At 42.1% G+C, this 19,928-nt stretch carries 16 protein-coding genes; 4 read left to right on the top strand and 12 right to left on the bottom strand.

Going from position 1 to position 19,928, the window contains the following annotated elements:
- Window positions 1–3 precede the first annotated feature (3 nt).
- The gene (locus ACR2F3_RS01270) at window positions 4–1,317 is read right to left on the bottom strand and encodes a PepSY-associated TM helix domain-containing protein (protein ID WP_432708171.1); all 1,314 of its coding nucleotides are present in this window, start codon (window positions 1,315–1,317) and stop codon (window positions 4–6) included.
- A 132-nt stretch (window positions 1,318–1,449) separates the two neighbouring features.
- On the opposite strand from ACR2F3_RS01270, the gene ACR2F3_RS01265 reads away from it, so the two are divergent.
- Both ACR2F3_RS01265 and ACR2F3_RS01260 read left to right on the top strand, forming a co-directional pair.
- Window positions 1,450–1,647 (top strand): KTSC domain-containing protein, encoded by a 198-nt coding sequence (locus ACR2F3_RS01265; protein ID WP_432708170.1) that lies wholly within the window; start codon window positions 1,450–1,452, stop codon window positions 1,645–1,647.
- A gap of 6 nt (window positions 1,648–1,653) precedes the next feature.
- Window positions 1,654–2,376: a cupin domain-containing protein gene (locus tag ACR2F3_RS01260; protein ID WP_432708169.1), complete on the top strand. Its 723-nt coding sequence runs from the start codon at window positions 1,654–1,656 to the stop codon at window positions 2,374–2,376.
- A 6-nt stretch (window positions 2,377–2,382) separates the two neighbouring features.
- Here the strand turns inward: ACR2F3_RS01260 and ACR2F3_RS01255 are convergent, their stop codons facing one another.
- Window positions 2,383–3,141, bottom strand: coding sequence for a ThuA domain-containing protein (locus ACR2F3_RS01255; protein ID WP_432708168.1), 759 nt, complete (start codon window positions 3,139–3,141; stop codon window positions 2,383–2,385).
- A gap of 277 nt (window positions 3,142–3,418) precedes the next feature.
- Between ACR2F3_RS01255 and ACR2F3_RS01250 the strand changes: the two genes are divergently transcribed.
- The gene (locus tag ACR2F3_RS01250) at window positions 3,419–4,639 is read left to right on the top strand and encodes a sulfite exporter TauE/SafE family protein (protein ID WP_432708167.1); all 1,221 of its coding nucleotides are present in this window, start codon (window positions 3,419–3,421) and stop codon (window positions 4,637–4,639) included.
- 68 nt (window positions 4,640–4,707) lie between these two features.
- On the opposite strand, the gene hxlA is transcribed toward ACR2F3_RS01250, so the two are convergent.
- Both hxlA and hxlB read right to left on the bottom strand, forming a co-directional pair.
- Complete coding sequence (gene hxlA, locus ACR2F3_RS01245) at window positions 4,708–5,343, bottom strand: 3-hexulose-6-phosphate synthase (protein WP_432708166.1); 636 nt, start codon at window positions 5,341–5,343, stop codon at window positions 4,708–4,710.
- 48 nt (window positions 5,344–5,391) lie between these two features.
- On the bottom strand, window positions 5,392–5,976 hold the full coding sequence (gene hxlB / locus ACR2F3_RS01240) for a 6-phospho-3-hexuloisomerase (protein ID WP_432708165.1): 585 nt from the start codon (window positions 5,974–5,976) through the stop codon (window positions 5,392–5,394).
- 201 nt (window positions 5,977–6,177) lie between these two features.
- On the opposite strand from hxlB, the gene ACR2F3_RS01235 reads away from it, so the two are divergent.
- Window positions 6,178–7,041 carry a helix-turn-helix domain-containing protein gene (locus ACR2F3_RS01235; RefSeq protein ID WP_432708164.1) on the top strand — a complete coding sequence of 288 codons (864 nt, stop codon included), beginning with the start codon at window positions 6,178–6,180 and terminating at the stop codon, window positions 7,039–7,041.
- A 34-nt stretch (window positions 7,042–7,075) separates the two neighbouring features.
- On the opposite strand, the gene ACR2F3_RS01230 is transcribed toward ACR2F3_RS01235, so the two are convergent.
- The 8 genes from ACR2F3_RS01230 to ACR2F3_RS01195 all read right to left on the bottom strand — a co-directional run bounded on the left by ACR2F3_RS01230 (window position 7,076) and on the right by ACR2F3_RS01195 (window position 19,927).
- Window positions 7,076–9,001, bottom strand: a complete 1,926-nt coding sequence (locus tag ACR2F3_RS01230; RefSeq protein WP_432708163.1) for a DUF4350 domain-containing protein — start codon at window positions 8,999–9,001, stop codon at window positions 7,076–7,078.
- A gap of 45 nt (window positions 9,002–9,046) precedes the next feature.
- On the bottom strand, window positions 9,047–10,702 hold the full coding sequence (locus ACR2F3_RS01225; RefSeq protein WP_432708162.1) for a glycoside hydrolase family 43 protein: 1,656 nt from the start codon (window positions 10,700–10,702) through the stop codon (window positions 9,047–9,049).
- Window positions 10,703–10,704: 2 nt separating this feature from the next.
- Window positions 10,705–12,222 (bottom strand): glycoside hydrolase family 28 protein, encoded by a 1,518-nt coding sequence (locus ACR2F3_RS01220; protein ID WP_432708161.1) that lies wholly within the window; start codon window positions 12,220–12,222, stop codon window positions 10,705–10,707.
- 21 nt (window positions 12,223–12,243) lie between these two features.
- Entirely contained in the window at window positions 12,244–13,194 is a 951-nt protein-coding gene (locus tag ACR2F3_RS01215; protein WP_432708160.1) for a pectinesterase family protein, read from the bottom strand.
- 34 nt (window positions 13,195–13,228) lie between these two features.
- On the bottom strand, window positions 13,229–14,863 hold the full coding sequence (locus ACR2F3_RS01210; protein ID WP_432708159.1) for a RagB/SusD family nutrient uptake outer membrane protein: 1,635 nt from the start codon (window positions 14,861–14,863) through the stop codon (window positions 13,229–13,231).
- Window positions 14,864–14,881: 18 nt separating this feature from the next.
- Window positions 14,882–17,872 (bottom strand): SusC/RagA family TonB-linked outer membrane protein, encoded by a 2,991-nt coding sequence (locus ACR2F3_RS01205; RefSeq protein ID WP_432708158.1) that lies wholly within the window; start codon window positions 17,870–17,872, stop codon window positions 14,882–14,884.
- A gap of 304 nt (window positions 17,873–18,176) precedes the next feature.
- A complete protein-coding gene (locus ACR2F3_RS01200) occupies window positions 18,177–19,583 on the bottom strand; it encodes an alpha-L-fucosidase (protein ID WP_432708157.1) in 1,407 nt (468 codons plus the stop codon).
- A gap of 71 nt (window positions 19,584–19,654) precedes the next feature.
- On the bottom strand, window positions 19,655–19,927 hold the full coding sequence (locus ACR2F3_RS01195) for a hypothetical protein (protein WP_432708156.1): 273 nt from the start codon (window positions 19,925–19,927) through the stop codon (window positions 19,655–19,657).
- Between the last annotated feature and the right edge of the window lies 1 nt (window position 19,928).

Below are 19,928 nucleotides of genomic sequence, written 5' to 3'. Positions count from 1 at the left end.
ATATTAGACTGATTGCGGTTCCAATTTGCTTCCGCTGCCTGTTTGAACTTTGTTTGAAGGCTTTTTTTTCATTTTATTTAACCAGATCAATGTGCCCGTAACCGGTAAGCTAGTGGCTATTAAACAGGCAAGGAAATATATGATCTTAGTGAACATACCATAAACATCGCCCACGTGTAATGCTTTAATGGATGCTGAAATTCTTTCGTTTAAAGGCATGTCAGCGAAACGCTCCAACTTAATTTTTTCCTTCCCATTTGGATCAAATGTCAGACGGTCGGCTGCAGCAGGTGCAAAGAAACCTGCTTTATACTTACTGATATTAACAGGTGCATCTGGTTTTGAAGGTAGCGACACCACATAATCACCTTTATATTTAAACACTTCGTTTGCTACGCGTTCATATTCTGCAAATGGGATTACAGAAGCACTGGATTCTGCAAGACCTTCACCTGCTGTTTTGTTCCGGCCATCTGATTTTCCTTCGCCGCCGCTTTCCCCTTTTCCTTTTCCGCTTTTGCCTTTACCCGGACCACCTTTACCACCTTTTTCGTCTTCAGGTTTATAGGTACCTAACGTTTTTCTTAATCCAGTGCGGTACCATTCAAAAGACCATTGCGGGCCTGTAAGTCCCATGATCAGTAAAAACAGGCATGCATATAATCCAAGGGAATTATGCAAATCATGGTTTGTTCTTTTCCAGTTGCCGTTCCATCTGATTTTAAATCCTTGTTTCCAGGCACGAACTTTTCTGGGAAACCAGATCACCATACCAGTAATGACCCCCAGAGTAAATAGAATAGTAGCTCCACCACTAATATAACTTCCTAATTTTCTGTTCTCTAATTTACCAAAAATTGGCTCTTCTACCTTATCAAGTAATAACCAACGGTGCAAACTGAACATGTATGTCATAAATGTAACAGTACCAGAGTTTACCTCAGCCGAATTACCTACAACTGCGGCGGTATAAGGGTTCACAAAGAAAGTTGTTGGCCTTGCGCCTTCTTTCATTCGTACACCTAACTGCCAGGTGCGGTTGTTTTCTGCAGGCACCTTTACACTGATCACTGGAAAGCCACTGGCTTGTGCTACTGCCGAAATTAATTCCTCGGCTGGTTTTGCGCTCATTCCCGCCTTGTAGTGAACTTTAAACAATTCGGGTGTGGCCGCTTCCCGGATTTCGGTATTAAAAGTATAAATCGTACCACTTAAACACACCAGGAAAACGATAATTCCACTTCCAAGGCCTAACCACAAATGGACGTCATTAAAAAATTTTCTGGTTTTTTCCCAGGTGGAAAGCTTCTTGTGCATGGTAGACTTGTTAGGTTTGGGTAAAATAATTATTTTCAAAAGTACTATTTAGAATGATAATAAATAAATATAAATGAATATTTTTAAAATAATCATTTGGCACAGTTTTTCAGCTATATGAATTAAAAGGTTATGCCCTCATCTGTCGTAGCAGCCATTACCTACTTCCCTGAAACTTCGGTACTAAGGGTAGTATTTGTTTCAGGCAATGTATATGATTACAAAAAGGTACCTGAAACAGAATACCTTAATATGAAGTCGGCCAGATCTAAAGGGAAATATCTAAATGAGCGCATCAAAAGGAATTACAGTTTTGAACAAGTAAAATAAATGATTATGGATAGTATGACGACCGTTTCCGAGGTTTTAAGGGACCTGAAAACACAAGGTTACACCGTAGACTTTAACCTGGAAAACAACTGCCTGGTTTGTAGTGAGAATAGATTGAAAATTCATCCGGAAGAATTTGTTTTGGATAAACACTTCCGTTTCGAAGGCATGTCTGACCCAGGTGACGAAGCAGTAGTGTATGCCATATCGTCCCCTAAACACCACCTTAAAGGTGTGTTGGTTAATGGATATGGAATTTACAGTGACCCAGAAACTGATCAAATTGTGAAGACTCTGGAAGAAAGGGCCAGACATTTCCCTGCGGAAAACACGACCTCACAAGTGAAATTTAATGAGGCTACACCATTACGTCCGGAAGGTGACCGCATGTTAGATGCTCCTTTGGTGCAAATGGATTTAAATGCCTTTAAAAAACAGATTAAAGAGGAGGAGGCGTGGAAAACAGGTGATAGAAATGCAATTACCATTTTCAAAAACGATCACTTACGAATTGTACTGATTGGTTTACATAACGGAACAGAAATGAAACCGCATACTGCCAAAGGAATGATTAGCGTACAGGTATTGGAGGGTAAGATTAGTTTCCGCACGGCTATGGACACCGCGGAACTTGGTGTTGGGCAAATGATTGTTTTACACCCTGATATTCTTCATAGTGTGTATGCACATGAAGAGTCGGTGTTTTTGCTAACGATGGCCACCACTTAAAATAAACTATGGGGCTTGCATCTTATTAAGCCCCATCGCATATTGTATCCCTCCTAAAAGGTGTTGTAGATACAGAGGATCTGCATATGATTCGTCTGTATGACCTAATTCTGTATAAAACGACCTTCCCCCATCGAAATCACGGTACCATGCCATTGGGTGATTATTACCCATTTTTCCCTTACCTGCATCATAAGAGCTTTCGTCGATGCTAATGAGTACATTCACAGGATCTTTGGTCATCCATTTAAAATTATACCACTCATCTTTCCTTTTCCATTCTGCAGGTAGATGTTTAGTAGCTATAGTATTAGGGTTTAATATGCGCAAAGTTGCCTCCTGTTGTTTAGGATGATCACTGAAATAAGCACCTACAAGGTTACCGTACCAAGGCCAATCATATTCTGTGTCAGTGGCGGCATGTACTCCGACGAAACCTCTGCCATTATTAATGAACTGTTCGAATGCCTGTTGCTGTTCATTGTTTAATACATCGCCGGTAGTATTTAAAAATACCACCGCAGCATATTGATTTAAATTTTCTTTAGTAAACTTGCCTGCATTGGTGGTGGTATCAACATCAAACCCATTTTCCTGACCGAGCTTTAGTATTGCGGCCTTACCTACTGGGATCGATTCATGATAGAATCCTGCCGTTTTACTGAATACCAGAAGCTTCTTTTTTTCCTGGGTCATACCGGAAAGGTAACAGCATAGAATAGCTAAAATAAGAAATGCACGTGTGGTGGTCGGGTTATTATTCATCGTTATTAGGTTTATATTGGTTATGGTGCAGCTCAAAAGCGGTGTACTTCTATGTCAAGCTAACGGCGGATTAAGATAAGAGAAATCATTGAAAAGATAAACGTAATAATAAATATTTCACTGAATCTCATAGCATGGGCATGCTTAAATGTTATCCTAGTGGGAATAACACAGATTATACGAATTAACAAAACATTTGTAATAAATTCTATCGATATAGTAGATTTTAATATATTTGTATAAAATCAATTAGAATCACACAAGTTGCAAGCGCTAAATGGAGGATCATCAGTACACCCCGACAAATCATGTATTAGAAAAAGTGTCCTTCAAAATTCTGGTTATTGGCGAAAGCCAGGAAATCAAACAGGCCCTGCATGTGTTTAAACAAAAAAACAAGGAAGTTGAAACAGATACCTTATCAGTAGAAGCGGGCATTGTTGATCTTTCAAAAGATGATATCGCTGAATACGACCTGATTTTGTTAAAACATACTAATACATCAGCTCAGCAGCAGCTTAAAGAGCTTGCGGAGCAAGCTGGCGTACTGGTGTCTCTGGTAGGCCAGCCTCCGGTGCAACATGCAGCAATCAAGAACAAACGCGATGAAAAGTATTGGAAGACATTTGCTGCCCGCTGTTTATTTGCCTTAGCCTTTATCATTATCGGTCATGCCATTACCTCCTTATACCCTTTAAATGATTTTTCACTGGCGATCCGAACTTTCACTAACGACCTTGATCTGGATGCAGCCTTTGGCTGGATGGTATTAGCCGGCTTTGTGGCGCAAATGGTTGATGGCGCTTTAGGAATGGGTTACGGTGTGATATCCACTACCGTGTTGCTTTCTACCGGTCTTAACCCTGCGGCCATCAGTGGAAGTATCCACACCGCGGAAATGTTTTCCAGTGGCGCCTCTGGCTTTAGCCACTACCGATTTGGAAACATCAATAAAAAATTGTTTAAAACTTTATTGTTACCTGGTGTGGCCGGAGCCGTGATAGGTGCCGTTTTATTAGCCTACCTTGGGGAGACTTATGGTGAATACGTACGTCCAGTCTTATCTGTCTATACCCTAATGTTAGGGGCCCGGATTCTATTTAATGCCTTTAAAAAAAGGAACGAAAGCAGGAAGGTTAAAAACGCAGGCTGGCTGGCAGGTGCAGGTGGTTTTCTCGATTCTTTTGGTGGCGGTGGCTGGGGACCTTTGGTAACAAGCACCTTAATAGCCAAAGGGAAAACACCAAGGTACATTATCGGTACCGTAAGTTTAACTGAATTTTTTGTCACTTTTGGCAGTGCACTGACCTTTTTTATTATCCTTGGCACCAGTCATATCCAGACCATTGCAGGGTTAATTATAGGAGGTGTACTGGCAGCACCCATAGCGGCCAGGTTAGCGGGTAAATTAAAAACAAAGACCATGCTGATCGGTGTAGGCGTATTGGTTATCATTTCCAGTGTGCGCACCTTATATAAAACCATCGGACAACTATAAATAAAAACAGCCTTAAATAAAAAATGCGTCCCTGTTGATGAGACGCATTTTTTATGATGTTCTAAAAGTTATGCTACTGCGTCAATCGCTTCGCGTAATGCTTTAGCTGCTAATGCAGGATCTGCTGCACCATAAATGGCTGCACCAGCAACAACAACCTGTGCACCAGCTTTCACTACTGCGGCAACATTGTCGATGTTTACACCACCTGCTACGGAAACCGGAACCCCTACTCTTGCTGCTTCATCAATTAACACCTGGATAGAGTATCCTGGCGTCCATTGTTCATCTAAGCCAGCGTGTAATTCTACAAACGCTACACCAAGTTCTGTTACTTCCTGTGCACGTTTCACACGATCAGGATATCCAATAGTATCTACTACAATACCTTTACCGTGTGCTTTTGCTGCTTTTACCGCTCCAATGATGGTAGCGTTACCTGCAGCACCCATTACGGTAACTAAGTCAGCTCCTGACTTAAATGCAATATCAGCTTCCAGTTCTCCGGCGTCAGCCGTTTTTAAATCTGCAAAAACCAATTTGTCAGGATGTGCTGCTTTCATGGCCGTGATTACGGTTGAACCCATATTTTTAATTAGCGGCGTACCTAGTTCAATGATATCTACGTAAGGCGCAACTTTTGCGGCTAAGGCTAATGCTTCTTCTGTGGTTAGTAAATCTATTGCTACTTGTAATTTTGCCATGTTGTTTATATATATTATTGTGATAATTAATTGGGGATAAGTATAATTTTATTCAAGGTTAGCGTGGCGTTCCCACATATCTTCTGCAGATTCCTGCTTGTTCTGCCATAAAGTTTGGAAAACCGCATCGTTAAACAACAGGAGAAACTGTTCAAATAAGCTCCCTGCAAATTGCGCTGAACGTGTACTATTATGGTCTTGTTTTTCTGCCGCAGCCACATGAACCAGGTGAGTAGCGACAGCCGCCAATGGAGAATTCTCTGTGGTAGATATAGCCACCACTTTTGCGCCTGCAGCAATTGCTTTTTCAGCGGCCTTGACGATAGTGGTGGTTGTTCCCGAGCCGGAAGCGGCGATCAATAAATCACCCGGCCGAATGGCTGGCGTGGTGGTTTCTCCAACGAAATAAACAGTAAAACCGATATGCATTAAACGCATCGCAGCCGACCGCATAGAAAAACCTGAGCGGCCTGCGGCGACTATAAAAATGGCATTCGCCTGTTTAATTTCCTGAATGAAGGTGTCAACCTGCTCCTGTTTAAGCTGCTTTAACAACCAGGTGTTTTCCACCAAAATCATCTCCAGGTTCGCTTTAATAGTTACAGTTTTTATCTTGTCTTTAGTCTTGTGCATGGTATTGATTTGAAACATTACAAACCTATCACCTGACGGTGTTTATCCTGTTAGACAATCAGCCTATTCTATGGAATAATCTGCCAATTGAATCATTCGAAAATCATAATAAAGCAATATACAGGAGGTCATTTCCGAATAGTCCACCATAAACAGCTAATCGTCCACCATAGCCAGCTTATTCTATTTAACTTTGTAACTATGTTAAATACCACCGCTGAACCCCTACTGGAAAAGTCACTGATCTATATTCGTAACCTTGGAAATTGCCCGCCGAGTTACCTTAACGATCCGGGTAGAAAGGACTTTTTTGAAGTGGTGTGGTTAAAAAACGAGAATCCGTTACATGCACTTAAGAACACGGACTTTGAAAGCAAAGGCGACTGGATTTACCTGATCCCTCCGTATCGGGTACACCAGTTAAATAAAGCGGGGAAGAATGGTGAATTGATTTCCTTTAAAAGGGCAATCCTCGAAGACGGGGATAAGGAATTTTTGTTAGACTTGTTCAAGATCTTTAATGTGCAAGGCGAGTTTTCCTGTTTACGATTAAACGAAGAAGAAGCGACAGGTTTATCAGGCATTTACAAACTACTGGAAGAAGAGTACCAGCAACAGCAAAATGGCATCATCATCGTAAAAGCCTTATTAAAAGTGTTCTTACTGAAACTGATACAGGTAAAGGAGCAGCAGTTTACGGTGCATGATATCCACCAGAAAAGGGTATACGAGTTCCTCATGCTGCTGGAAAGTAATTACCGGCAAATCAGAAATACCGACTTTTATGCGGGAAAGTTAGGCATCAGTTCTAAAAGACTCAACCAGATTTTAAAAGAGAAACTGGATAAAACCGGTATGCAATTGATCCACGACCGCATCATTCTGGAGGCGAAGCGTAATATTATCCACAGTGATTTAACAATTAAGGAGATAGCCTATGATTTAGGCTTTTCAGATCGGCCTTATTTTAGCCGTTTTTTCAAAAAACAAACCGGGCAAACGCCGGAAGGCTTCCAGAAAGAAGCAAAAGAACATATTAAATCAAAGTTTAACACGCTGGTTTAATATGTTCTTGAGGTAATTTATATTACTCGTTAGCTTATTGTACTTGTGTAGCTAACCATTCACTCAGCTCATCTGCTGCCTGAAAATTATCGAAAGATACTGGCAACTTACGGCCATCGATGTACTCATTGTACAACCACGGATCGCCTATCACAAATACTTTCCCTTTCATGTAAGGTGCAACCGCTATGACCACGCTTCCATCCTTATCTTTTAAGACCGATGCCGCTGGCGAAGTTGCTGTTAAACTGCTGTATTCTTTAATGTATAACTTCTTTGATTTTTTAAAGATGGAATTCCCTGCAGGGACTGCAACAGCACCCATTTCAAATTGGTTACCCGTTACGCGTCCCTTTAAATCTTTATTAAAATTAATCCCAAATTTCTTGGTCAGCTCATTAAAATGGTCCAGTTCGGCATTTGCAGCGTCATTGCCCATTAATACCAACACCCCACCAGCCTTTACCCAATTCGTGATGGTCTTGATATGTTCAGCATTGATGAATTTTGGATCTGGTGTTTCTTTCTTAGTGTCCGGATCAACAATGATGTAAACAGCAGCAGCATTTAAATCATCCACTGATGGTGCAGCATAGGTTGTCGATAATTTAAAGCCTTTTGACTCCAATAAACCACCCCATTTAGAGAAGCCGTTATTATCCAGGTCCGGCCATTTATAATGCCAGGATACCTGGTGACCACTTTGATTTTTCTGCATTTCATTATTGAAGTAACTATCCAATAGTACCGTTTTTCCTTTAGCCGGTTTTGGCAATTCAGCCAGTTCCATTTCACTTGCCGCTAAAAGAAAAGCACCTACCCCTTTTGGATCATTGGTAATTACCTTTTCACTAATGTAGTACTCGTAACTGCCATCACGGTAAGGCTTACCGCCTAAACCAGATACCGTTACGGTTCCTTTTAAATTTACCTGACCAGGTTTAGCACCCTTTTCGACAAATTCTTTCTTGATGCCAGCATAACCTTTTTGCGCTATCTTAAGGTCACCAGCCGGCAGGTAGCCCTTTCTTACCCCTTTTGCGATGGCATAAACGAACATATTAGCAGCAGAAGATTCGAAATAGTTACCTTTTCCTTTTGGAAGGTCCATCACATCGTACCACAAGCCACTTTTTGCATCCTGGTATTTTCCTACCGCAGCGGTAAATCTTTTTAAGATGGCTAATAGGTCTTTACGTTTAGGGTGATCTTCCGGAAAGTTATCCAGTACATCAACTAAACCCATTCCGTACCAGCCCATTGCTCTGCCCCAGAAATGGGGCGAGGTTCCTGTTTTCGGGTTTGCCCATTTTTGCTCCTTAGACTCATCCCATCCATGGTAAAGCAAACCTGTCTTCGCATCGCGAGCATGGTTTTCCATGAAGATAAACTGGTTGGCGATGTCGTCAAAAGCAGCGTCATTTTTGGTTAAAGCCGCATATTCCGCATAAAACGGTTGTCCCATATAAAGCCCATCTAACCACATTTGATAGGGATATATCTTTTTATGCCAAAAGCCACCCTCCTTGGTACGGGGATGCGTTTGCAATTGGTCCCAGAATAAGGTAGCTGCTTTAAAGTATTTCTGTTGACCGGTAACCTTGTATAAGGTTAAAATAGTCCTTGCGTTTTTAATATGGTCGATGTTGTATTCTGTTTGTTTGTACCTTTGGACCTCACCCTGATCGGTAACGAAAAAATCCATTGACTTTTTCATGTAATCAAAATATTTACCGTTACCCGTCCGTTTCCAGATGGCATCAATACCTTCCAGGATGACACCCTGGTCATAAGACCACTTTACGGCTTTACCTGGTTCCATTTCCAGCGAATCTGCCCAGATGTCCATGACGGTTGCAGCCATTTGTTCAGACAAAGGTTTATCCTGCGCCTGTAGGGTAAAGGAGTTTCCAATGAATATATACAACAAGCTGAAGCTAAATAAAAAGGATCTTTTCATGTTATTGTTTTAGGTCTATACTATTCGTTATTCTTTTATATAAAATTAAAGGTTGTTCTCTATTCTAAACCAATCGAAGTCTGCATAACCAGAATCGTTGGTGGTGGCGGTACGGGTAGCGTATAAACCCACTTTTGCGCCTATCCATTTACCAGATTCCGCCTTAAATGCTGCTCCAGCATTGATAAAACGAGTGCCATCCAGGCTATAGCTAAACTGGCATACGCCGCCTTTATTAACTGAAACCCTAAAGTACACATCATTTCCTTTTAACCGTGCTATCGTTTTTTCCGTTGGCATCTTCCCCTTCTCAGCGTCGTAACATTCGGCATGAACGATTGCCAGTCCGTCTTGATCACTTCTCAAACCAAGGCTCGCGTAACTCTTGCCCATCACGATGAGTCCGGTTTTTTCATTTTCAAGCTTGGTATTCGGGTTGAAGGTAACTTTTGTGGTGGCCATGAATACTTCCGTAGGAAACTTTTGTAACAGGATATTCGGCACGTCCCAATAGCTTCTGGCCTCTTCAGGAACAGCCTGGGTATATAACCTCAATGTTCCTTTGTCTGCATTTAAAAAAGACCAGGTTGCCTTGGGGTTTGCCTGCCATTGCCATTGCAAGCCCATTATCCGGCTGTTAAATTCATCACTCTCTGGCGGTGTACTTATGGGCCAGGTTTTTCCCACATTAGGTTTTTTATACGTCATCACCGGCTCACCGGCACCATCACCGTCTCTATCAACACCCATTACCGGCCAGTCTCTTACCCATTTCATGGGCTGCAGGTGAACAACCCTTCCATAAACGTCTTTATCCTGGAAGTGCAAAAACCAATCTTCACCAGTCTGCGTGTTTACCCAGGCACCCTGATGTGGACCGTTCACCGTTGTACTCCCTTGCTCCAAGACCACTTTACGTTCATAAGGACCATATACATTTTTAGACCTCAATACCAGTTGCCAGCCCGTGGAGACGCCACCTGCAGGAGCGAAAATATAGTAATAACCGTTTCTTTTGTAAAACTTAGGGCCTTCAATAGTGGCATCGGTTTCATGCCCATCATAAACGATGGTACCTGTTCCGATAGTCCGATCGCCCGCAGCATTCATTTCTTTTACGGCCAGAACGCTTTTAATACCTGCACGACTACCGGCATAGGCATAAGTAAGGTAAACCTTGCCATCTCCATCCCACAGGGGACAAGGATCAATTAAACCCTGCCCGGCTTCCACCAATACCGGTTCAGACCACTTGCCTGCCGGATCAGTGGCTTTGGTTAAATAGATACCGAAATCGGGATCAGGGTAATAGATATAATATTCCTTATTATGGTAACGAATGGCGGGTGCCCACACACCATTACCGTGCTGGGTTTTCGAAAAGTGCTCAAAAGGGGGCTGAAGAGGTAAAGCATGGTTGATGAGCGTCCAGTTTACCAAATCTTTCGAGTGTAAAACAGGTATACCCGGTACGGCGTCAAAACTAGAAGCTACCATATAAAAATCATCTCCAACCCTAATGGCATCCGGATCAGAATAATCGGCATCCAATACCGGGTTCTTATACTGGCCGTTTCCTAGGTCGGCCACCCATACTTTTGAAACAGCAGTTTTATGATGAGCAACCTTTTGAGCCTGAACGGTCAAACCAGTGGCAAGTAAAATAGATAGTGTGGTTAATTTATACGGGAATCTCAACATAACTAAAGTTTAACGGCATCTACATAAACATCATGGCTGTCTTTCACGGTGATGTTCTGGTTATTATTTGATTGATCAACTATCAGTTTCACATTCTTAAGGTTGATATTATGAGCATCGATAATTTCTGATCCCAATCGCGACTTTAAGATCATATTGCTCATATATATATTTTTAACCTTCATTTCCGGTAAGCCACGTATAAAGATGCCTTTTTCGGCACCATTGCAAACGATATTGTCAAAATAAACATCTTTAAATTCTGGTGTTTCTTCCGTTACTGCGGGCACAACAACCTTTACGCCCGGTGCAGGCGACTTTACGAAATAATACTTATCGAAGAAAATGGCTTCGTGAACAATATTCCGCATGGCAATATTCCTGATGTGAACATTCTCCACTACCCCACCTCTACCTCGTGTGGTTTTAAAACGGATACCTTTATCGGTGCCTAGAAAAGTACAATCAGACACAAAAATATTCTTTGCACCTCCACTCATTTCACTTCCGATAACCACACCACCGTGACCTTTATAAACCACATTGTTGCGGATAATCACGTTTTCTGTTGGCATATCTCGTTCACGTCCAGCTTTATCTTTACCCGATTTAATACAGATACCATCATCTCCTACGTCAAAAACACTACCCTCTACCAATACATTTTTACAAGATTCAATATCCAGTCCGTCACCATTATGTGCGTAATCAGGGTTCTTAACGTATACATTCCTAATGGTCAGGTTTTCACACATGAGCGGATGCAGCGCCCAGGCGGCCGAGTTTTGGAAAGTAACACCTTCCAGCAATACATTTTTACATTGGGTGAAAACCACCAGGTTAGGGCGCAAAAAATCCTTCACATCATCATAGTCCTTTGCAGTTTTCCCAGGCACAATTGCTCCAGGATTAGGAGTCTGCTGTCCTTTAAGTGTTTTCACAGAAGGGTACCAGGTACGTCCGCCGTCGGCAACCAATCCGCCGCTCTTCACTTTTTTGTTCCATTCAGGTTCACTCAGCTGGTCTTTGTGAACCCGGCGCCAGGCATCGCCATCGCCATCAATAATGCCACCACCTGTAATGGCCACATTAACCAGGTTGTTTCCTGATATCGGCGACTGGTTACGCATACTCGGCACACCTTCGAAATTACCCTTCACTAAGGGGTACTGATCAAAATCAGTGGTAAACAAAAGCGTGGCGTTTTTACTCACCGAAAGGTTCACATTACTTTGCATCACGATGGGTCCGGTTAACCACAATCCTGCAGGCACCAATACTACACCGCCACCCTTTTTGCTGGATTGACTAATGGCCTCGTTGATACTTTTGGTATTTAAGGTAATGCCATCGGCTACTGCACCGAACTTAATAATATTCAGGGTATCTTTTTTAAATTTAGGAGCTGCAACCTGCGGAAGGTTATCCCAGGAGTATTTGGCTTTGGCGTTTGTCTGGCTGTTAGCATGCTGGCCGTAAGCCATTGCAGCAACCAACCATAATAGGTTTTTTAGTCTCATCGTGTTTGTGTTAAAATCAGCTTATTCTTTTGCAGGCAACCAGGAATTGCTGCCACTAAATATTTGCTGAAGGTTATATGATTTCAGTTCTTTTTCCGGGAGTTGTTTGGACCACGGAATGCGTTTTTTGGTGGCACCACCGGCACCAGTGCTGTTATATTCAGCATAATAAGTGGTTTTCTCCTTATTGGGAAACATCGCATCACCAGGCCAGTGGTGCCAGCCTTCGGCGACAATATGAGCACCCATATTGGTGCGGATAAAAACGGTTTTTGCATAAGGCCGCCAAGGTCTGCCCAGGTAAACCTTTTTAGCATCGGGGGAGGCCAAAAGGGTGCAGTCAAAGAATACATAACCATATTTTTGTCCTGGCGACGTTGCCGCAGCGGTAATATAAGAATCCGAAAGGCTTTTGATGGTACAACTTTGAAACACCACCGTGGCTTCACCAAAAATGAAATCAGTGGTACCTTCAATATAACAGTTCAAGTAGTATTGCCTGCTGGTGGTGGTAGCGGTATATAAGGTATCCTGATTGCCAAGGATACTGCAGTTTTGGATGATGGCCCGATCGCCTTCTATGTGCAACGCTACGGCCTGGCCAACCCTGCCCGCTGTATTTTGAATGGTAAGATTTTGCGCTTTAAAGTCATTACCCTCTACTAGTACCGTGTAGGAGGTAAATGTGCTGTGTTTTGTACTGCCGTAGCTAGCCCCGGAATAATCAGCATTGGTAATGATGGTGGTCTCCCGGTTTTCTCCAATCAAAGAAATTTTTTCTTTCCAGGATGGGATAACTAATTTCTCGTGGTAAACGCCACTTTTAATCAGAATTTTCACTTCTTGTTGCCCCAAATCCCGAACTGAATTTACAGCGTCTTGTATCGTTAAATAATCACCACTGCCATCCTTGGCAACGGTGATTACAGGTTTAAATTTCTGTTGTGCATAACCGGCTAGAGTTATGCACATTAAACAGAAACACCAACTTAACTTCTTTATAAATCTACTGGTATCCAGGATTCTGTGTAAACTCATCTTTATTAGTTACAGCATCAACTTGCGTTCTCGGAATAGGTCTTACTAAATGGAATTCTTGAATGGTAGCCGCATTTGGATTATTGGCTTTAACACGATCCAACAATTTTCCTGATCTTTTTAAGTCGAACCAACGGATCTGTTCGCCTGCAAACTCACGGGCACGTTCATCTAAAATAAAATCTAGGGTCACCTGCGCTGGTGTAACCTGCATGGCTGCCACCGTTCCTGGTTTGGCTGCACGGCTGCGAATTACATTTAAATGGGTTGCTGCCTGTGTTGTGTTTCCAAGGTTAAACTCAGCTTCTGCAGCAATCAGGTATACTTCTGCAAAACGAATTACAAATACATCTCTTGCACTCTGGGCTTCATTGACGCTGCTTCTGGTGGGATCATCAAATTTGTTAAGCGATACATAATGCAGCTGATCTTTTACTGTTCCATTCGGATTATAAACCGCATTACGATCGTAGGTTTTGTAAAGCTTGCCACTTGGCGTAACCACCCTTTTAGTTGCAAAAATAGCGGTATCACCAATGCTCATGCCGGCTGGGCGGCTGGTTGAGTTGGCATACCATACGGTTTTGAACGAGCCTTCATACCTAGCATCCTGATCGCTATACAGATCCAGTAAATAACGCGTTGGCATGTAACGGTTAAATGGGCGCCCGTTGTTAATATCACGCACCATACCTGGCTGATCATCATATTTCATGGCGAATAACATATGTGAACTGTTACTTCCACGACTGTGACCTAAAGGATTTAAAATAGGATCAAGTAAATCGTTTACTGAAAGGTTAACAGAATAATTCACCGCATAAATGACTTCCTTATTTTTAAGGTTAGCCATTTTCCACAAATCAGCATAGTTAGGCAATAGCGTAAAACCATATCCGCCATTGATTACGGCAAGTGCCATATCTCTCGCTTCTGCATATTTTTTTTGTGTCAGGAACATTCTAGCCAGAAAGGCTTGCGCCGCTGGTTTGGTCACTCTACCATAGTCATTCGTTGTAGCAGGTAAATTGGCCACAGAAAACATCAAATCATCAATTATTTGTTTATTGAAAGTCTCAACTGGCGTTTTGTTAGCCGTTGTGACTACACCCTGTGTTTCATCCAATGTAAAATGCACACCACCCCAGGTTTCTACCACATGCCAGTAATAAAATGCACGTAAGAATTTTAATTCTGCTTCTCTAACGGGTCTTACTGTTGTAGCCAAACCAGCTTCACTAATACGGTTAATACCAGCATTACATAAGTTGATAGCAGCATACAACTGTTGCCATTCAGTGGTTATCGCAGAATTTGTACCCTGCAGGTTAACATATTGTGTTAAATCAGTGTGTACATCACCGGCACCACTCATCCACAAATCTGTTCCCATCTCCGCTAGGTTGTATCCCTCCTCTTTTCCATACCACCAGCGTTGGTAAGAATAGGCCGCATTTACTAAGGTTTCAAAACCAGCCGGCGTAGTGAACACACTCTCTGCGGTGATTCCCGAAGGGTTATTCTCTTCTAAAGATTTTTTACAGGAAAACGTCATCGTTAAGCCTGCTAAAACTATTAATCCTTTATATATATAGTGTCTCATAGTGATTCAATTTGATAGTTAAAATGTTGCGTTCAAGCCGAAGGTGTAAAGTTTGGTCATTGGTGAGCTTTCCGAACCACCTCTTTCCGGATCATACTGATCTAGCCTGCCTGACTTGGTATACGTAAACGGATTTCTGGCCGTTGCATACACACGCACGCTCTTAATAAAGCTTTTTTCCAGCGTTAACTTAGGGATCGTATAACCCAGCGTAATGTTTCTCAACCTGATGAATGAACCGTCAACATATCCAAGGGTCGAATTATACAAGGTGGACGCTAAGGATACGTTTTTATTCGGTCGTGGGTAATCATTACTTGGGTTCTCTGGTGTCCAATAGTTAATAATCGTACCACTGTTTTCTGCACCTGTTGGATTGTATCTTCTTAAGAAATCGGCATTGATGGTTTGACCCATTCTGGCAAATAGGTAAACATTCAGATCCCAGGCTTTGTAAGAAAAGGTGTTTTCTAAACCTCCTGTCCAATCCGGACGGTTAGTTCCGATAATCTTACGATCATTCGTTGCATCAATTTTTCCATCATTGTTTAAGTCGCTTACACGGATGTCACCTGGTTTCTGTCCGTAGGTAGCAGCAAGTTCAGCATCGGCCGTTTGCCAGATACCAATTTTTTCATAATCATAGAACGATTGCACTGGTGAGCCTACGAACCACGAATTTAACACGTCAGACTGTGCGCCACCTGCTAGTTCAACAATTTTTTCTCTGTTTCTACTGAAAGATAAGTTGGTGGTCCATTGAAAGTTAGCGCTCTCTATATTTTTGGAAGAGATGTAAACCTCCAGCCCTTTGTTACGTGTTTTTGCTATGTTCTGGATCACACTGGTCACCCCATTTGATGGAGGTAAACTTCTGTTTAATAACAGATCATAAGTTTGCGAGTCATAATAATCAACCGTTGCAGTAATTCTGTTTTTAAATAAACCCAATTCCAGACCAATGTCACTTGTTTTTGTCTTCTCCCAAGTGAGGCTTACGTTACCAATCCTTGGCGAGTAACCATAAGCGGGTACTGCAGCATCGTCATAAGCAAAGGCAATTCTGGTTAAGCTACTTTGTGTTGAATAAGCATCAATGTTATCACTACCGGCAATACCGTAACTAAACTTCAGCTTTAAATCGCTGACTACTTTATTGTCCTTTAAAAATGCCTCGTCACTAACCCTCCAGGCAACTGCAGCAGAAGGGAAAAACGCCCATTTGTTGGCTTCTGCTAATTTAGACGAACCATCTGTACGACCGGTAGCCGTTAACAAGTATTTACCTTTAAAAGCATAGTTGATTCTTCCAGCGAAGGAAACCAAATTGTTCATACCATAACTGGTGACTACCGCTTGATTTTGAGTGTTACCTAAACCGTAGAAAAGCTGAGATTTTAACAATTGGTTCTCTCCCGAGGCAGAGATATTATCATTGCGGTTGAATAATAAACTGTTGATCCCGGTTAAGGTGAACGCGTGATCCTTGATCTCCTTGTTATAGGTAACAAAGTTTTCAATATTGATCAGGTGACTGTTTGAAGCTCGATAAGTTGCTTTTGGAACAGATCCATTACGTTCGATGGAATACCGGTCTGCATAAGTACCGATGCGGTCTGTATTCAGGTTAGCACCCACATTAGACCTGGCTACTAAACCCGCGAAAGGTCTTAATTCGACATATGCAGACAATAAAGTACGGTTAATAACGCCTTCATTGGTGTACACGTCAGGCTGCTCATCTGCAAGGGGATTAACAAATGTTCCGGCTAAGGGGTAAACGATAAAGTTTCCTTCATCATCATAAACGCGTCCCAGTGGCGAAATTTTGTTACCCTGGTTTAAAGGATCCCGACGGGCACTTTGCTCATAATGTGTAAATTGTCCTTGTAAACCTGTAGTGAAAATTTTACCGATAGTCTGGTCAACATTTAATCTGGCTGTATAGCGGTTAGACCTGTCCAGTTTAAGGATACCTTTTTCATCCAGATAATCTAAAGAGAAGTACACTTTAGTTTTTTCCGTTCCTGCCCTGATGCCTAGCTGATGATTCTGCAAGCTTCCGTCGTGTATTAGCAAGTCCTGGTAATTGACAAAATCCCTGTTTTGAACAGCTGCGTATTCAGCCGAATTGAAAATACTGACATCATCGGCAGGGCTTGCCCAGTTTCCTGTGGCACGGAAAGCCTCGCGACGTAAGTTTATAAATTGGTCTCCATCCATTACACTTGGGTAACGTGCAACCTGCGAAATACCGTAATATGAATTGAGGGATACGGTTGCCTGACCAGAAATACCTTTTTTGGTAGTAATCAGAATTACGCCGTTAGCACCTCTGGATCCATAAATCGCCGTTGAAGAAGCATCTTTTAAGATGTCCATGGAAGCAATGTCGTTCGGACTTAAATCCTGAAGACTGGAATATTGAACCCCATCAACAATGATCAAAGGTCCATTCCCAGCGGAGATAGAACGAGTTCCCCTGATGTTAATGTTTACTCCCGATGATGGAGCACCGCTGCTGCTAATAGATGATGCTGCACCGCTGCTTCTGGTAATATCTACGCCAGGAACCTTACCTTGAATGGATTCTAATGGGTTAGAAGAAGGGACTTTAGCGATATCCTCTCCTTTAACCGAAACTACCGATCCGGTTAAGTCTCTCTTTTTTACCGTTCCGTAACCAATTACCACCACCTCATTTAGTTCCTGGTCGTCGGCCGCTAATTTGATGTTGACTTGCGATTGACTTCCAACGGCAACTTCCTGTTTAGCATAACCTACATAGTTAACTTGTAGTACGGCTTGGTTGGATGGAACAGTTATCGTGTAATTACCGTTATTATCAGTACTGGTCCCTGTAGTGGTGCCTTTTACCAGCACACTTACGCCGATTAGAGTTTCACCGCTCTTTGCATCGGAGACTTGCCCCCTAATGGTGCGGTTTTGTGCTGTCGCTACCATGCTGAAAAAGCAAAGCACAACAATGGATAGGTATAATTTGATCATAATATTTGGTTAGTTTAATAATTATTAAAGAGGCATTACACAATTGTTCCACAACCGTAAAGTCATGGATATAAATTGAATACCTATAAAATCACCTGAAAATTAATGGGAATACGCGGCAATCGATTGTTACCTGGAGTCTTGAAATTCATAATGTTTAAATTTGGTTAAACAAGCTTACGAACTTCCGAACGATCTAGATCAGTTTTAGCAGAAAAAATTTGTGCAATCGTTCTCGGAATGGTTGGTTTTAAGACTTAAACCAGCACATCATTTGTCAAAAAAGACTAATTACGAAATAACGTTAGCGAGGCTTAAAACCTGCAACTTTAAAAACCCAGGCATGCTCGCCAGGGAATTGGCCGGGCATAATGGATGGCACGTGAATGGTTAGCTGGCCATTTTTTAAGCTACTTTTCAAGGGAAACTCTGTACCTAGCAAGCTAACCGCCCCAACTTCTTTAACTCCATGAATCGTAATTGGCTGAACAGGCCAGGAAGTACATAACACATACAGAGCGTCCTGGTTCTGGGTGAAAAAGACTTCATTATTTTGACTGGGTTGTGGGCGGTCCGGCCATGCTGTGGTACCATAAATAGCTTCACCATTTACTTTTAACCAGTTACCCATATCCAGCAGTCGCTCCTGCATGATTACAGGAATAAGTCCATCTGCCTGTGGACCGATATTAAGCAATAGGTTTCCACCATTACCCACTTTTTCAATCAACAAACGGATTAATTGTTTGGAGGTGAAATAATCTGCAGCAGTTTCAAATCGATTGTACCCATAGGAGGTACCCATGCCCCTGCTCTCTTCCCATGGATGGGTGCTTTTTTCTCCGATCCCCTTTTCGTTATGTACCAGGTCGTATTCTGTGGTATAATAGTCACCATGTAAACTTCTGGTTTCCTTGCCCCAGCGGTCGTTCACCACCACTGTGTCCTTTACCGGCGACTCATTGTAGAGCCAGGCCAGGAAACTCTCACTTTTTAAGTCTTTGCTGTTGTAATCCCATTCGCCATCAGAGAAGATGATTTCTGGTTTGTAGCGGTTCACGAGGTCTTTAAGTTGAGGTATCATATGTGTATCTACCCATTCGTTAATCGTTGCTGGTTTGTATAAGGGATGGTTCCATTCCAGCAAGGAATAATAAAACCCCATGTTCATGCCTTTTTTTCTAACTGCGTCTGACAGGTCTTTCACCAGGTCGCGATGTGGACCCATTTCCACACTGTTCCAACGAGGACTGTGCTGACTTGGCCACAAGGTAAAACCATCATGATGTTTAGCGGTGAGCACCACGTATTTGGCGCCGGAAGCTTGTATGAGTGATGCCCATTGATCAGGGTTAAAATATTCTGCTTTAAAAAGGGGAGCAAAATCCGCATAGCTAAAATCAACACCATAATGTTTATTATGGTGCGCCATAAACAGCTTATTTTTCGTCAGTAGCCTATTTTCATAATGTTCTGCATATTTTTCATACACACCTTCCACTTCATGCACAGGGGCATAGGCCGGAACGGAATATAAGCCCCAATGAATGAAAATACCAAACTTTGCATCTTTCCACCAGGAAGGCGTTTCGCGCTGGTCAAGCGATGACCAGGCAGGTTGAAATTGTGCATACATAGTTGACGACATTAAACTTAAATAGATGAGGAGGACCCACTTGATTCCTAATACATTAGCTTTTATTCGACGCATATTATACTGTTTTTAAAAAATGTAGCTTGTAGCTCAAATCAAGTTGATCATAAACAATAAAACCATGTTTTTTATACCATGGAAGATTTTGCACAGTGGATGTTTCCAAAATCACAGGTAGATCGCGCTCCTTGTAAAATTAGCGCACAAGCCTTCCTGTCGTCCGTCAAATAAACCTCCCCAAATAGCATACACTGTTCAAAGGAATAATCCATAAATTCTCGGATTCGGAACAACCTGTTATGGTTTTGACGAATCAGGTAGTTTACACTTTTGTTTTTATCAAAAGCGCTGGTTAATATATCGGACACTAAATCTTTGTCGGCGTAGGTAGCTTTAATCATA

Source organism: Pedobacter sp., from assembly GCF_045627485.1.
Classification (GTDB): domain Bacteria; phylum Bacteroidota; class Bacteroidia; order Sphingobacteriales; family Sphingobacteriaceae; genus Pedobacter.
The sequence above is the reverse complement of the archived record's forward strand: the minus strand, read 5'-3'. Positions and strand labels throughout refer to the sequence as shown.